The sequence below is a fragment of the Acidimicrobiales bacterium genome (assembly GCA_025455885.1).
Taxonomy (GTDB): domain Bacteria; phylum Actinomycetota; class Acidimicrobiia; order Acidimicrobiales; family Acidimicrobilacustridaceae; genus Rhabdothermincola_A.
On record JALOLR010000012.1, the window covers coordinates 37476 to 50884 of the forward strand.

13 protein-coding genes are annotated in these 13409 nt (G+C 73.2%); 10 read left to right on the plus strand and 3 right to left on the minus strand.

Going from position 1 to position 13409, the window contains the following annotated elements; all coding sequences use genetic code 11:
* Window positions 1-15: 15 nt before the first annotated feature.
* From MUE36_11520 to MUE36_11555, 8 genes are all read left to right on the plus strand, one after another.
* The gene (locus MUE36_11520) at window positions 16-2604 is read left to right on the plus strand and encodes a cation-transporting P-type ATPase (GenBank protein MCU0311553.1); all 2589 of its coding nucleotides are present in this window, start codon (window positions 16-18) and stop codon (window positions 2602-2604) included.
* A 64-nt stretch (window positions 2605-2668) separates the two neighbouring features.
* Window positions 2669-4348 carry an amidohydrolase family protein gene (locus tag MUE36_11525; GenBank protein ID MCU0311554.1) on the plus strand — a complete coding sequence of 560 codons (1680 nt, stop codon included), beginning with the start codon at window positions 2669-2671 and terminating at the stop codon, window positions 4346-4348.
* 125 nt (window positions 4349-4473) lie between these two features.
* Window positions 4474-5139, plus strand: a complete 666-nt coding sequence (locus MUE36_11530) for a helix-turn-helix domain-containing protein (protein MCU0311555.1) — start codon at window positions 4474-4476, stop codon at window positions 5137-5139.
* Window positions 5136-5888, plus strand: coding sequence for an aquaporin family protein (locus tag MUE36_11535; protein MCU0311556.1), 753 nt, complete (start codon window positions 5136-5138; stop codon window positions 5886-5888). The genes MUE36_11530 and MUE36_11535 overlap by 4 nt, the downstream gene beginning before the upstream one ends.
* Window positions 5881-6315 (plus strand): arsenate reductase ArsC, encoded by a 435-nt coding sequence (locus MUE36_11540; protein ID MCU0311557.1) that lies wholly within the window; start codon window positions 5881-5883, stop codon window positions 6313-6315. Before MUE36_11535 ends, MUE36_11540 begins: the two co-directional genes overlap by 8 nt.
* Window positions 6312-6965, plus strand: a complete 654-nt coding sequence (locus MUE36_11545) for an arsenate reductase ArsC (protein ID MCU0311558.1) — start codon at window positions 6312-6314, stop codon at window positions 6963-6965. Before MUE36_11540 ends, MUE36_11545 begins: the two co-directional genes overlap by 4 nt.
* Window positions 6966-7068: 103 nt before the next feature.
* Complete coding sequence (locus MUE36_11550) at window positions 7069-7518, plus strand: VOC family protein (protein ID MCU0311559.1); 450 nt, start codon at window positions 7069-7071, stop codon at window positions 7516-7518.
* Window positions 7467-8297 carry a zinc-dependent peptidase gene (locus tag MUE36_11555; protein ID MCU0311560.1) on the plus strand — a complete coding sequence of 277 codons (831 nt, stop codon included), beginning with the start codon at window positions 7467-7469 and terminating at the stop codon, window positions 8295-8297. Before MUE36_11550 ends, MUE36_11555 begins: the two co-directional genes overlap by 52 nt.
* On the opposite strand, the gene MUE36_11560 is transcribed toward MUE36_11555, so the two are convergent.
* On the minus strand, window positions 8272-9327 hold the full coding sequence (locus MUE36_11560) for a hypothetical protein (protein ID MCU0311561.1): 1056 nt from the start codon (window positions 9325-9327) through the stop codon (window positions 8272-8274). The two genes, MUE36_11555 and MUE36_11560, sit on opposite strands and share 26 nt — an antisense overlap.
* A gap of 197 nt (window positions 9328-9524) precedes the next feature.
* Here MUE36_11560 and MUE36_11565 point away from each other — a divergent pair, with 197 nt between their 5' ends.
* Together MUE36_11565 and MUE36_11570 are read left to right on the plus strand one after the other, a co-directional pair.
* The gene (locus tag MUE36_11565) at window positions 9525-10412 is read left to right on the plus strand and encodes a fructose bisphosphate aldolase (protein ID MCU0311562.1); all 888 of its coding nucleotides are present in this window, start codon (window positions 9525-9527) and stop codon (window positions 10410-10412) included.
* A 31-nt stretch (window positions 10413-10443) separates the two neighbouring features.
* Window positions 10444-11175, plus strand: a complete 732-nt coding sequence (locus MUE36_11570) for a DUF1275 family protein (GenBank protein MCU0311563.1) — start codon at window positions 10444-10446, stop codon at window positions 11173-11175.
* Here the strand turns inward: MUE36_11570 and MUE36_11575 are convergent.
* The gene (locus tag MUE36_11575; protein ID MCU0311564.1) at window positions 11161-12126 is read right to left on the minus strand and encodes a hypothetical protein; all 966 of its coding nucleotides are present in this window, start codon (window positions 12124-12126) and stop codon (window positions 11161-11163) included. The two genes, MUE36_11570 and MUE36_11575, sit on opposite strands and share 15 nt — an antisense overlap.
* Window positions 12123-13406 carry a cation:proton antiporter gene (locus MUE36_11580; GenBank protein MCU0311565.1) on the minus strand — a complete coding sequence of 428 codons (1284 nt, stop codon included), beginning with the start codon at window positions 13404-13406 and terminating at the stop codon, window positions 12123-12125. Before MUE36_11580 ends, MUE36_11575 begins: the two co-directional genes overlap by 4 nt.
* Between the last annotated feature and the right edge of the window lie 3 nt (window positions 13407-13409).

Below are 13409 nucleotides of genomic sequence, written 5' to 3' on the forward strand. Positions count from 1 at the left end.
GATGTGTGACGTGCGGTGCGTGAACCGGTCGATGCGCGGGGCCTGAGCTCGGAGGAGGCCGTCGCGCGTCGGCGAGCCGACGGATCCAACGCCCTGCCGTCGCCCCGGCCGCCTCCGGCGTGGCGAGAGTTCGTCGGCGAGTTCACGCACTTCTTCGCGCTGCTCTTCTGGGTGGCGAGCGGCTTGGCGTTCGTCGCCGGCCTGCCCCAGCTCGGCGTCGCCGTGCTGCTCGTGCTCGTGCTCAACGCCGTCTTCGGGTTCGTGCAACAGCAGCGGGCCGAGCGCGCCGCGGAGCGCCTGAAGGACCTGCTGCCCAGGCGAGCCACGGTGGTCCGCGACGGAGTGGCACGGGTCGTCCCCGCCGAGGACCTGGTACGGGGTGATCTGGTGAAGCTGGTCGAGGGGGATCTCGTCTCGGCCGACGCCGACATCGTCGAGGCTCACGGGCTCGCCGTCGACGTCTCGTCGCTGACGGGGGAGAGCGTTCCCGATCACCCTGGCGTCGGGTCGTCGGTGTTCGCCGGGTCCTTCGTGGTCGAGGGCGAGTCGTTCGCGGTCGTCACCGCCACCGGGGCGCGCACCCGGCTCGCCGAGATCGCCGGGATCACGTTCACGGCACATGCCCCCGTGACACCGCTGCGACGGGAGCTGGACCGCCTGGCGAAGACCCTGGCCGTCGTCGCCGTCGTCGTGGGCATCGCCTTCTTCGTCGTGTCGCTCGTGGTCGGGACGCCGGCCTCGGACGGTTTCCTGTTCGCCGTCGGCGTGACGGTGGCGGTGGTGCCGTGCGGCCTGCTGCCGACCGTCACGCTGTCCCTCGCCATCGGCGCACAGCGCATGGCGGGTCGACACGCGTTGGTCCGCAACCTCGAAGCCGTCGAGACGTTGGGTTCGACGACCTTCATCTGCACGGACAAGACCGGCACGCTCACCCGCAACGAGATGGCGGTGGTCGAGGTGTGGGCTCCGCAGGGACGGGCCCGGATCACCGGGGAGGGCTACGAACCCGTCGCCGAGGTGACGTGCGAACCCTCGGAGGCCCGAGCCGCGGTCCGCCACATCGCCTCGGTCGGTCGCGCCTGTTCGAGCGGACGCATCGTCGAGTCGGCAGGACGGTGGGGTCATCACGGGGACCCCATGGAGGCCGCCCTGGATGCGCTCGCCCACCGTGTCGGCGCTGACGACGTGATCGGGCAGGTGACCGCTCGGTTCCCGTTCGATCCGCGGAGGCGTCGCATGTCGGTCGTCGTGGGCGACTCGGTGCTGGTCAAGGGCGCTCCCGATGCTCTGCTCGGATCGTGCGGCCCCGTCCCGGGAGCGCAGGAGGCGCTGGAGCGGATGGCCGGGGAGGGCCTCCGGGTCCTGGCGCTCGCCACCCGGTCGATCGACGGGGCCGAGGTGCCTGCGACCGCCGAGGCGGCCGAGCGGGATCTCGAGCTCCTGGGGCTCGTCGGACTGGAGGATCCCCCCCGGCAGGAAGCGGCGGCCGCCCTCGCCGCGTGTCGGCGCGCCGGGGTGTCCGTCGCCATGGTGACCGGCGACCACCCGGCCACCGCGGCGGCGATCGCCCGTGAGGTCGGGCTGGCCGGCAACCAGCCCGTGGTCGTGCTCGGCGAGGCGCTCCCCGCGGACGACGCCGACCTCGGGGTGCTGGTGGATCAGGACGGCATCGTGGTCGCACGCGTCGCCCCCGAGGACAAGCTCCGCATCGCTCGGGCGCTGCAGGTCCGCGGGCACGTGGTCGCCATGACCGGTGACGGGGTCAACGACGCGCCGGCGCTGCGCGAGGCGGCCATCGGGGTGGCCATGGGCGCCTCGGGCACCGATGTGGCCCGTGAGGCCGCGGATCTCGTGCTGCTCGACGACGACTTCGCCACGATCGTGGTCGCCATCGAGCAGGGCCGTGCGACGTTCGCGAACATCCGCCGGTTCCTCACCTACCACCTCACGGACAACGTCGCCGAGTTGGCCCCGTTCGTCGTGTGGGCGCTGTCCGGGGGGCGGTTCCCCTTGGCCATCGGGGTGCTCCAGGTGTTGGCGCTCGACATCGGTACGGACATCGCCCCGGCGCTGGCGCTGGGCGCCGAGCCCCCCGCGCCGCACCTGCTCGACCGGAAGCCCACCCGTCGCCACCTCGTCGATCGGGGGCTCCTGGTACGCGCGTTCGCCTGGTTGGGGCCGACGGAGGCCGCGGTCTCCCTGGCCGCGTTCGTCGCGACCTTCCTGGCGGTGGGGTGGCGACCGGGCGAGAGCTTCCCCGAGGGCCCCGTCATGGCGGCCGCGTCCGGAGCGGCCTTCACGGGCATCGTCCTCGGGCAGATGGCCAACGCCGTCGCCTGCCGGAGCACCCGCGAGCCTGTGTGGCGGCTGCGAGGCCGACGCAACCCTCTGCTGTGGTACGCCCTCGTCGCCGAGGCGGCGATGCTCCTGATCTTCCTCCTCGTCGAGCCGGTCGCGTCCCTGCTCGATCAGGCCCCGCCGAGCAGCGCCGGCGTCGCGGTGGCGGCGCTGGCCCTTCCGGCGGTCGTGGTCGTCGATGCCGTCCAGAAGCGGATGCGATGGCGCGGGGTGAGCTCTTCGCCGGCGCCGCCGAGGGGGTCGTGAGGCGGGTCGTCGCTACCGTGGTCCCGTGGCGTCCGCACCGAGGTCGCCCGGTCGAGGAGGGGTGATGGCCGAGCACGACGTGGTGATCCGCGGGGGCACGGTGGTCGACGGGACCGGCGCGCCGCGGCGGCGCGCCGACGTGGCCATCGACGGGACGGTGGTGACCCGGGTCGGCGACGTCGACGGCCGCGGTCGCCGGGAGCTCGACGCCGACGGCCTGCTCGTCACGCCGGGGTGGGTGGACGTGCACACCCACTACGACGGCCAGGCCACCTGGGACCCGATGCTCACCCCGTCCTCGTGGCACGGGGTGACGACCGTGGTGGCCGGCAACTGCGGGGTCGGCTTCGCGCCCGTCCGGCCCGATCGCCACGAGTGGTTGGTGGCGCTCATGGAGGGGGTCGAGGACATCCCGGGCACCGCTCTGCACGAGGGCATCACCTGGGAGTGGGAGTCCTTCCCCGAGTACCTCGACGCCCTCGAACGCTCCCCCAAGGCCATCGACCTGGCGGCACAGGTGCCCCACGCCGCGCTGCGGGGCTACGTGATGGGTGACCGCGGTGCCGAGCACGACGCCCGACCCACCGACGCGGAGATCGAGGTGATGGGTCGGCTGGCCGCCGAGGCCGTCGTGGCCGGGGCACTCGGCTTCTCCACCTCCCGGACGGTCGCGCACCGCTCGACCGACGGGCGGCCCACCCCCAGCCTCACCGCCGGAGCCGACGAGCTCCTCGGCATCGCCCGCGCGGTGGGGGCCACCGGTCGGGGCGTGTTCCAGGCGGTGGCCGACTTCGACGACCTCGACGGGGAGTTCGCCCTCCTGCGGGCGATGGCCGAGGTGGGCGGTCGCCCCCTGTCGATCACCACGCTGCAGCGCCCCGATCAGCCCGTTGACGCCTATCGGAGGTTGCTCGACCTCATCGACGCCGCCGCCGCTGCCGGCCTGGAGATCCGCGGCCAGGTGGCGTCGCGGCCCGTGGGGCTGATCCTGAGCCTCGAGGGGCGGGTCCATCCCCTCCTCGGGTCGTCCACGTACCGGTCCCTCGCCGGGCGGCCCCACGCCGAGATGGTTGCCGAGCTGGGCCGGCCCGAGGTGCGCGCCGCGGTCCTCGCCGAGCTGGCCGACCCGGCCACGGACCTGCTCGCCCGGCTGGGCCCGGCCTTCGCCCTCGGAACCGAGCCCCGGTACGACCCGCGTCCCGAGGAGGCCCTCGACCTCGCCGACGCGTACGACGTGCTCGTCGCCGACGGGGGCACGGGCACCTTGTACGTGCCGGTCATGAACTATGCGGAGGGCGACCTCCGCGCCGTCCGCGAGATGCTCGTGCACCGTCGCACCGTCCCGGGCCTGGGCGACGCCGGCGCGCACTGCACGATGATCTGCGACGCCAGCTTCCCCACCCACCTCCTGTCGTACTGGGGCCGCGACGTCGCCGAGGAGCAGCGACTCCCGGTGGAGTGGATCGTGGCGCAGCAGTGTGCCGCCACCGCGGCGCTGGTCGGTCTGGGTGACCGGGGCGTGCTCGTGCCGGGCCGACGCGCCGACGTGAACCTGATCGACCTCGACGCCCTGGGCTTCGGGCGGCCCGAGATGCTCCACGACCTGCCCGCCGGCGGGAAGCGCCTCGTCCAGCGACCCACGGGCTACCGGGCGACGCTGGTGGCCGGCCGGGTCGTGATGTCCGACGGCGAGCCCACCGGTGAGCTGCCCGGCACCCTGGTCCGCGGCGCCCGCCCGGCCTGAGCCGTCCACCTCCGCCCGAGCTGCTCCGCCCCGGGGGAGCCACCGTCGCGGGTGGCTTCCACGATGAACGCCGAGTTCACTCAATCGATCTTGAGTCATCGGCGCCGGCGCGCCATGATGGCGACATGGACGGGGACGATCTCGAGTGCCGGGCGGCGCGGCATGCGGCGCTCGGTGAGCCCGCCCGGCTGGCCATCGTCGAGGAGCTGCTCGTCTCCGACCGCGCCCCCGTCGAGCTGACCCGCCGGCTGGGGCTGGCGTCGAACCTCCTCGCCCATCATCTCGACGTGTTGGAGCGGGTGGGCCTGGTCGAGCGGTCCCGCTCGAGCGGCGACGGGCGACGCCGCTACGTGCACCTGCACCGATCGGTGCTCGAGACGCTGGTGCCGTCCCCGACGGTCGCCGTCGGTCCGGCGCTCTTCGTCTGCTCCGCCAACTCGGCGCGCTCCCAGCTCGCCGCCGGGCTCTGGCGGGCCGCGACCGGCGCCGAAGCCCTGTCGGCGGGCACGCACCCGGCCGGGGAGGTCCACCCCGGCGCCGTGGCCGCCGCCGAGCGTTGCGGCGTCGACCTCTCGGGCGCCGTGCCCCGTTCCCTCGCCGAGGTCGAGTCGCTCCCCTCGCTGGTCGTCACCGTCTGCGACCGGGCGCACGAGGAGCTCGACCCGTCGGACTCGTGGTGGCACTGGTCGGTCCCCGATCCCGTGGCCCTCGGCACCGAAGGCGCGTTCGACGCCACCGTCGCCGAGCTGCGGGCCAGGGTCGGGTCGGTCGTCGGGAGGAGTGCGGCGTGACCGACGATCTCAGGCCCACCGAGGCCGACCTCGAGGTCGCCGTCGAGACCGGGACCGGGTCCTTCGGCCTCGACCTCGGGCGGCGCCTCGCCGCCGAGGCGCTCGGCACCGGGCTGCTGATCGTGGCCGTCATCGGGTCGGGGATCATGGCCGAGCGCCTGTCGAGCGGGGACGTCGGCCTCCAGCTCCTCGAGAACGCGATCGCCACTGCGGGAGCGCTGGTCGCCCTGATCCTCGTCTTCGGCTCGGTGTCCGGCGCGCACTTCAACCCGGTGGTCACCCTCCTCGACCGGTTCCTCGGCACCACCACCACTCGCGACACGGGTCTCTACGTGGTCGCCCAGGTCGTCGGCGCCTGTCTGGGGGCGATGTTGGTCAACCTCATGTTCGAGCTGCCGGCGGTGAACCTCTCGACGAAGGACCGGTCGTCGGGGGCGTTGTGGCTCTCCGAGGTGGTGGCCACGGCGACGCTGCTGCTCGTCATCCAGGGGTGCGTGCGTTCCGGGAAGGCCCGGATGGTGCCCTTCGCGGTCGCCGCCTGGATCGGCGGCGCCTACTGGTTCACGTCGTCGACGAGCTTCGCCAACCCGGCGGTGACGGTGGCCCGGATGTTGTCGGACACCTTCGCCGGGGTCGCCCCGTCGTCGGCCCCCCCGTTCATCGCCATGCAGCTCGTCGGGGCCGTCGTCGCGTTCGGTCTCGTGCGCTTCTTCTACCCGACCGCCGAACCGGAGGATCCCGATGAGTGACGAGCGACCCGAGGTGCTGTTCGTGTGCGTCCACAACGCCGGTCGGTCCCAGATGGCCGCCGCGCTGCTGGCTCACCACGCCGGCGATGCCGTCGTGGTCCGATCGGCGGGCACCGCCCCGGCCGAGGAGATCAACCCGGCGGTGGTCGAGGCGATGGCCGAGCTGGGCATCGACCTGCACGCCGCGGGGGCACGACCCAAGCGCCTCGAGGACGCGGCCGTCGAGGCCTCCGACGTGGTCATCACGATGGGGTGCGGTGACGAGTGCCCGTTCTACCCGGGCACCCGGTACCTCGACTGGGAGCTCGACGACCCGGCCGGACAGGGCGTCGACGCCGTCCGACCGATCCGCGACGAGATCGACCGCCGCGTCCGCGGCCTCCTCGCAGAGCTGTCGCCCACCACCCCGACCGGAGAGCGCCCATGACCGACACCGAGATCGACGATCTCCCCCTGAGCTACCGCCAGATGGCCCGCAGCGTGGCGGTCCGCCTGGAGCGCGAGTTCGCGGGCGTCTTCGGCCGCGAGACCATCGAGCGCTTCGTGGTCGACTCCCACAACCTCCTCATCCCCACGTCGAAGGTCCCGAACTTCCTCCCGCTCCTCGCGGAGCGCTTCGCACGTGAACGTCTCGACGCGCTGGCCCGGGTCGACGATCCCGACGCCACCGGCACTCCGGGCGTCCTGTTCCTGTGCGTGCACAACGCCGGCCGCTCCCAGATGGCGGCCGGCTGGTTGCGCCACCTCGGCGGTGAAGGGGTGACGGTCTGGTCCGGGGGGTCGGAGCCCGCGTCGGAGGTCAACCCGGCGGCGATCGAGGCGATGGCCGAGGTGGGGATCGACATCACCGAGGAGTTCCCCAAGCCGTGGACCGACGAGGTGGTCCGCGCCGCGGACGTCGTCGTCACGATGGGGTGCGGCGACGCCTGCCCCGTCTACCCGGGCACCCGCTACGAGGACTGGGCCCTCGAGGACCCCGCCGGCCAGGACGTGGCCGCGGTGCGGCCGATCCGCGACGAGATCCGGGGGCGGGTCGAGGCGCTCATGACGTCGTTGGGTGTGGTCCCGGCCGAGTGACCGCGTCGTCCGGGGTCCTGCGGTCCGGGTGCCGGGCCGTCGAGGGCGTCGACCCGGCCCGGTAGGGTGATCGTTCATCCGTCGATGCCGTGGAGGTACCGCCGTGGCCAGGGTCCAGCTCGCACTCGATGTCACCGACCTCGAGGGGTCGGTCGCCTTCTACACCGCGTTGTTCGGGGTCGGCCCCGCCAAGCGCAAGCCGGGGTACGCCAACTTCGAGGTCGCCGACCCGCCGCTGAAGCTGGTCCTGTTCGAGTCGGAGGTCGGGGGTCGTCTGAACCACCTGGGCGTGGAGACCGACGGTGCGCCGGAGGTCGAGGCGGCCGACGCCCGCCTCCGAGGTGCAGGGCTCGACACCACCGGGGTCGACGACACCATCTGCTGCTATGCCGAGAAGGTGGAGACCTGGGTCAGTGACCCCGACGGTGCCCGGTGGGAGTGGTACGTGAAGACCGCCGACGCCGACGACATGGGCCAGGGTGGAACCGTCGAGGAGGCGGTGTGCTGCGCGGCCCCCGCCGAGCCCGTCGTGCTGGGCCGCACGGGACCCTGATCTTCGGCGCCCGGAGGCGGGCGCGCCGGGAGCGCTACGCGGCGGGGTTCCTCCCCGAGTGGCGCGCCCTGCTCGCCGAGAGGGTGGTCCACTGGAACCTCCTCTCCGACGACGAGCGGACGCGCCTCGAGGCGCTGGCGCTCGGGCTCATCGCCGAGAAGCGTTGGGAGGCGGCGCGCGGGTTCGCACTGACCGACGAGATGCGGGTGCTCATCGCCGCGCAGGCGGCGCTGCTCGTCCTCGGTCTCCCCGACGACTCCTACCGCGACGTCGGTTCGATCCTCGTGCACCCCACCACGATGGTGCTCACCGGACCCCGGTCCCAGGGCGGCGGCCTCGTGTCCGACCACCCGATGCCCATCCTCGGCCAGGCCTCGTTCCAGGGTCCGGTCGTCATCGTGTGGGACACGGTCCGGTCCGAGGCCCGGCATCCCGGGCGGGGCCACAACGTCGTGTTCCACGAGTTCGCCCACAAGCTCGACATGCTCGACGGCACCGTGGACGGCACACCGCCGCTCGCCGACCGGGACCGCTTCGATCGCTGGGTGGAGGTCTGCACCGCCGTCTACGAACGGGTGGTGGTGGGCGAGGGCGGCCGGACGCTACGGGCCTACGCGGGGGTGAACCCCGGGGAGTTCTTCGCGGTCGCCACCGAGGCGTTCTTCGACGCACCGGGCACCCTCCGGGCCGAGCACCCGGATCTCTACGAAGTCCTCGCCGACTTCTACCGGCAGGACCCGGCGGCGCGGGAGCTCAGAACGCCTGACGGGGCAGGGTGAGCGGCAGGTCGAGCGAGCTCACCAGCCCCGGCGCCGCGGCGACCACGGCGGGGACGGCGTTCACGGTCCGCATGGTGGTCGCCACCATCCCCTGGTCGGAGAAGGTCTCGGTGGTCCCCATCATCAGCTCGCAGACCGAGTCGGGTTCGCCGTCGATCGTGATCCGGTAGGTGCCGTTGCGGTCGGCCGCCGGCCACTCCGGGGCGAGGTCGGCGGCCATGCGGTTCACGTGCTCGATCACGATGGCGTCGCGGCCGTCCACCACCCCGATGGTCTCGAACCGGATGGCGCCGACCGTCCCCGCCTCGATCGTGCCGCAGGCCACCTCGAGGCGGCGGGGGGTGAGGGACCGTTCGAAGGTCTCGCGGATCTCGTCGAGCTCGACCTCGAGGGCGTCGGCGACCATGCGCACCGGCGGTCCCCACGTGCCGAGCTGGGCGCCCCTGGTGGCCATGAGAGGGGTGTGGTCGAGCTCGTGGCCGAACCCCATGACCTCACGCATCATGAACTCGACCGGGTACTCGTCGTAGCTGAAGAACTCCTGGACCCGCACCGAGGTGATGCGGGTCGACATCGTCAGCAACGTCAGCACGAGCTGGTCGGCGGCGAAGCCGGGTTCGATGCCCGACGCGTAGAGCGACGCCCCACCCTCGGCCGCCGCTGCGCCGAGCCGGTCGCGTGTGGCCGGCGCCGCGGCCGGCGGGTAGACGAGGCCGGGCGAGGACACCGTGACGACGTTGATGCCGGCGCGCAGGAGGCGTTCGTAGTCGGGCACGGCGACGGCATCCAGCTCGGGACCGCTCGCCGTGTACACGACGCAGTCCGGGCGGGCGGCGACCAGCGCGTCGGCGTCACCGGTGGCGGCGATCCCGACGGGGTCGATGCCGGCGAGGGTGCCTGCGTCGACGCCCGCCTTGGCCTCGGAGTGGACCCACACCCCGGTCAGCTCCAGGTCGTGGCGCCGCGCGATCGCCGGGATGGCGAGCGAGCCCACCCCTCCGGTCCCCCACACCTGCACATCCAGCGTCATGTCGCCCCCTCGTCGATGCCCCCCGGCGTCCCGATCCGCCCCAGCCTGCACGTCCTCCCGGCGGGGTGCCACTCCCTGCTGGAGGAGCGGGCCGTCCAGGTGGTACAGACTGGGGGAGCGGGGCCGTGCGGGTCCCGACCGCGGCACCGGCGTCGCCGGCAGGCGGGCGTCAACCTCGACCAGACGGGATCCCCCTCGTGAACGATGCTCAGTTCCAGAAGGTCAAGTCCGCCGACGGCTTCATCGCCGCCCTCGACCAGAGCGGGGGGAGCACCCCCAAGGCGCTGAAGTTGTACGGGCTCGACGAGTCCGCCTACGGCAACGAGGCGGAGATGTTCGACCGGATCCACGAGATGCGCAGCCGCATCATCACCAGCCCGTCGTTCTCCGGCGACCGGATCCTCGGGGCGATCCTGTTCGACATGACGATGGAGCGCGAGATCGCCGGCAAGGGCACCGCCGAGTTCCTCTGGGAGGACAAGGGCGTGGTGCCGTTCCTGAAGGTCGACAAGGGCCTGGCCGACGAGGCCGACGGCGCGCAGGTCATGAAGCCGATCCCCGACCTCGACGACCAGCTCAGCCGGGCCAACGGCCACGGCGTGTTCGGCACCAAGATGCGCTCGGTCATCAAGCTGGCCGACCCGGCGGGGGTCGACGCCGTGGTGAGCCAGCAGTTCGAGATCGGGGCGACGATCCTCGACGCCGGCCTGGTCCCGATCATCGAGCCCGAGGTCGACATCAACAGCCCCGAGAAGGGCGGTGCCGAGGAGCTGTTGAAGGCGGCCATCCTCGCCGAGCTCGACGCCGTGGGCGCCGACCGCCACGTGATGTTGAAGCTCACCCTCCCCGAGGTCGACGGGTTCTACACCGATCTCGTCGAGCACCCCAAGGTGCTGCGCGTGGTGGCGCTCTCGGGCGGCTACACGCGGGAGGACGCCAATGCCCGCCTCGCCCGGAACCACGGTGTGGTGGCCAGCTTCTCGAGGGCGCTCACCGAGGGCCTGACCGCCCAGCAGAGCGACGCCGAGTTCGACGCCGCCCTCGACGCGGCGATCGCCAGCATCTACGCGGCGTCCATCACCTGACCCTCCCTCCCCGAGCCGTAGGGTCGCCGGGGTGCCGTCCGCGTCGCCGTCGCCGCTGAGCGGGAGCCTCGCCTTCGCGGCGATCCTCGCCGCAGTGGCCGGGTTCGTCGACGCCCACGGCTTCGTGAACGTCGCCCCGGTCTTCGTGGCGAACATGAGCGGCAACCTCGTCCTGCTCGGCATCGCCGCAGGGGAGGGCGCATGGGGGGTGGTGGCCCGCCACGGCACCGCGATCGCGGCGTTCGTGGTGGGCGTCGCGGTGGCCAACTTGGTCCACGAGCGGCGTCGACGGGGTGGTCGCGAGCTGCGTCCCGATCTGCTCTTCGTGGTCGAGGCGGTGCTCCTCCTGGCCGTCACGGGGTGGCTCGCCCGGTTCGGCGGTGACGGGGGGAACCTCGTCGTCGAGCCGGTGGTGGTGGGTGGCGCCCTGGCCATGGGCCTGCAGACCGCGGCGTTGCTGCGGGTGGGGTCGGTGGCGGTGGCCACCACCTACGAGTCGGGCGCGGTGGCCCGCGTGGGGGAGGGTCTGGGGAGGTCGGTGGGTTCGCCCGACGCCGCCGCCCGCCGCCACACGGTCGCCGTCCTCGCCGTCGTCCTCGCCGGCTACGTCGCCGGTGCGGCCCTGGCGGCATGGGCGGGCGCGGCGCCGGCCTGGCTGCTGCTCCCGGTCGGTGTCCTGGTGGTCTCGGCCGCCGACCTTCACCGGCGGGTCCGCTCGGCGCGGGTGCCCGGGCCGACCGCGGCCGGCTCAGAGCGGCGGTAGCTCCTGGGGGAGGCCGACGAGCGGGGCGAGCGGGTCGCCCACGACGTCCAGGCGCTCTCGGGCGACGGCGACCGTCCACCGGTCCGGCGTGAGCTCCGGGTCGTCGAGCTCGTCCCAGGTGATCGGCACCGAGACGGGTGCGCCGATCGCCGCCCGGGTGCTCCACGGCGCGACCAGCGTCTTGTTGACGGCGTTCTGCGTGTAGTCGAGCCGGGCCCGCCCGCCCCGCTCGCGCGTGCTCCACTTCCAGCTCACCAGCTCGGGCACGGTGGCGCCGACGGCCCGCGACAGCGACTCCACCCAGTCACGCGTCTCGTCGAAGGCGTATCGGGGCGCCACCGGGACCCAGATCTGGATGCCTCGGCGCCCGGTCACCTTGGCCCCGGCCCGCACGCCCAGGTGATCGAGGGCGGTCCGGTGCAGTCGGGCGAGCACGAGGAGGTCGTCGAAGGACGTGGCGGACCCGGGGTCGAGGTCGATCATCGCCCAGGTGGGGCGGTCGGGGTGCGACGCCGTCGACGTCCACGGGTGGAGCTCGACGGCGCCGTAGTTCGCCATCCACGCCATGGCCGCGGGGCTGTCGATCACGAAGTACCACCGGGTGTCGCCCGACCGGGCGCCGTCGTGGTGCCAGCGGGTGAGCCACTCCGGGGCGTGGTCGGGGACCGCCTTGTGCCAGAAGCCGGGCTCGGTCACCCCGGCCGGGAACCGGTGCAGGTTGACGGGCCGGTCGTGCAGGTAGCGCAACGCCCACGGGGACACGGTGGTGAACCAGCGGACGAGGTCGCGCTTCGTGACGTCGGCGCCGCCTTCGCGCCCCGGGAACAGGACCTTGTCGAGGTTGGTCAGCTTCAGGGTCGTGCCCTGCAGCTCCCACGTCCCGTTCGTGCCGAGCGCGTCGAGCGCGGCGAACTCGTCGGCCGTCGGTGCTTCCCACGGCGGTCCGGTCACCCCGCGTCCTCGTCGGCCGGGTTGCGGCGTTCTGCGTCGGCGGCGGCGGCCGCGGCCGCCGCCCGGGCCGTGGCCCGCCGGGTGCGTCGCGCCAGGACGCGCGACGCCGCGGGATCGGCGAAGCGGGTGAGGAGCGGACCGGCCACGGCCAGGACGAGCACGTAGCTGGTGGCCAGCGCGGCCAACCCGTCCTGGACCGCCGATGCGGTGGCCAGTCCGGCGATCACGATGGAGAACTCACCCCGGGCGACGAGCACGGTGCCGGCTCGGATCTGGCCACGCGCCGCCACGCCCGCCCGACGGGCGGCCCAGGCGCCGGTCACCGTCTTCGTGACGGCGGTCAGCACGGCCAGCCCGATCGCCACGGGCAGCGCGTCGACGATCTCCCCGGGTTCGATCGTGAACGTGAAGACGACGAAGAACACGCCCGCGAAGAGGTCTCGCAGGGGCGCGAGGACGGTGCTGCCGGTGCGCGCCGCCGCCCCCGACACCGCGATGCCGACGAGGAAGGCGCCGACGGCGGCCGACACGTTGAGCAGCTCGGCGGCGCCGGCGACCACGAGAGCGAGGCCCAGCAGGCTCCAGAGGAGGACCTCGTCGGAGCGGCTGAAGACGACTCGGCCGAGGAGGTGCTCGTGGCGCACGGCGAGGAACAGGGTGAGGCCCACCACGGCGACCGCCACGACGACGGACACCGCGACACCGGCCAGGGCCCCCCCGATGGCCAGGCCGGTCACGATCGGCAGGTAGAGGGCCATCACCAGGTCCTCGATCACGAGGACGGCCAGGACCGACGGCGTCTCCCGGTTGCCCATGCGTCCGAGGTCGTTCAACAGCTTGGCCACGATCCCCGACGAGGAGATGTAGGTGATCCCCCCGAGGAAGACCGCGCCGAGCAGCGACCATCCGAGGAGCAGCCCGACCACCACCCCGGGCGTGGCGTTCAGGACGAGGTCCACCACCCCGGCGCGAGCGGAGCTGCGCAACGAGCCGACCAGCTCGTCGGGGGTGTACTCGAGTCCGAGCAGCAGGAGGAGCAGGACGATCCCGATCTGGGAGCCCACCTCCAGGAACTCGTCGGTGACGGTGAGGTCGAACGGTCCGCCGTCGCGGAGCACCAGCCCGACGAGCAGGAACGCGGGGATGGCCGACAGGCCCAGGCGGGAGGCGCCGCGGCTCAGCGCGGCGAGGACGAGGAACACGAGCCCCAGCTCCAGCAGGATCCGGGCGGTCTCGCCGCCGGTGGCGGCCAGGACCGTCGTGGCCGCGTGCGCGGTCACGGG

Bases quoted from the DNA above. Each gene is read 5' to 3' on its own strand.
- MUE36_11525 (MCU0311554.1), top strand. From the start codon at position 2,669: ATGGCCGAGCACGACGTGGTGATCCGCGGGGGCACGGTGGTCGACGGG.
- MUE36_11530 (MCU0311555.1), top strand. From the start codon at position 4,474: ATGGACGGGGACGATCTCGAGTGCCGGGCGGCGCGGCATGCGGCGCTC.
- MUE36_11540 (MCU0311557.1), top strand. From the start codon at position 5,881: ATGAGTGACGAGCGACCCGAGGTGCTGTTCGTGTGCGTCCACAACGCC.
- MUE36_11545 (MCU0311558.1), top strand. From the start codon at position 6,312: ATGACCGACACCGAGATCGACGATCTCCCCCTGAGCTACCGCCAGATG.
- MUE36_11560 (MCU0311561.1), bottom strand. From the start codon at position 9,327: ATGACGCTGGATGTGCAGGTGTGGGGGACCGGAGGGGTGGGCTCGCTC.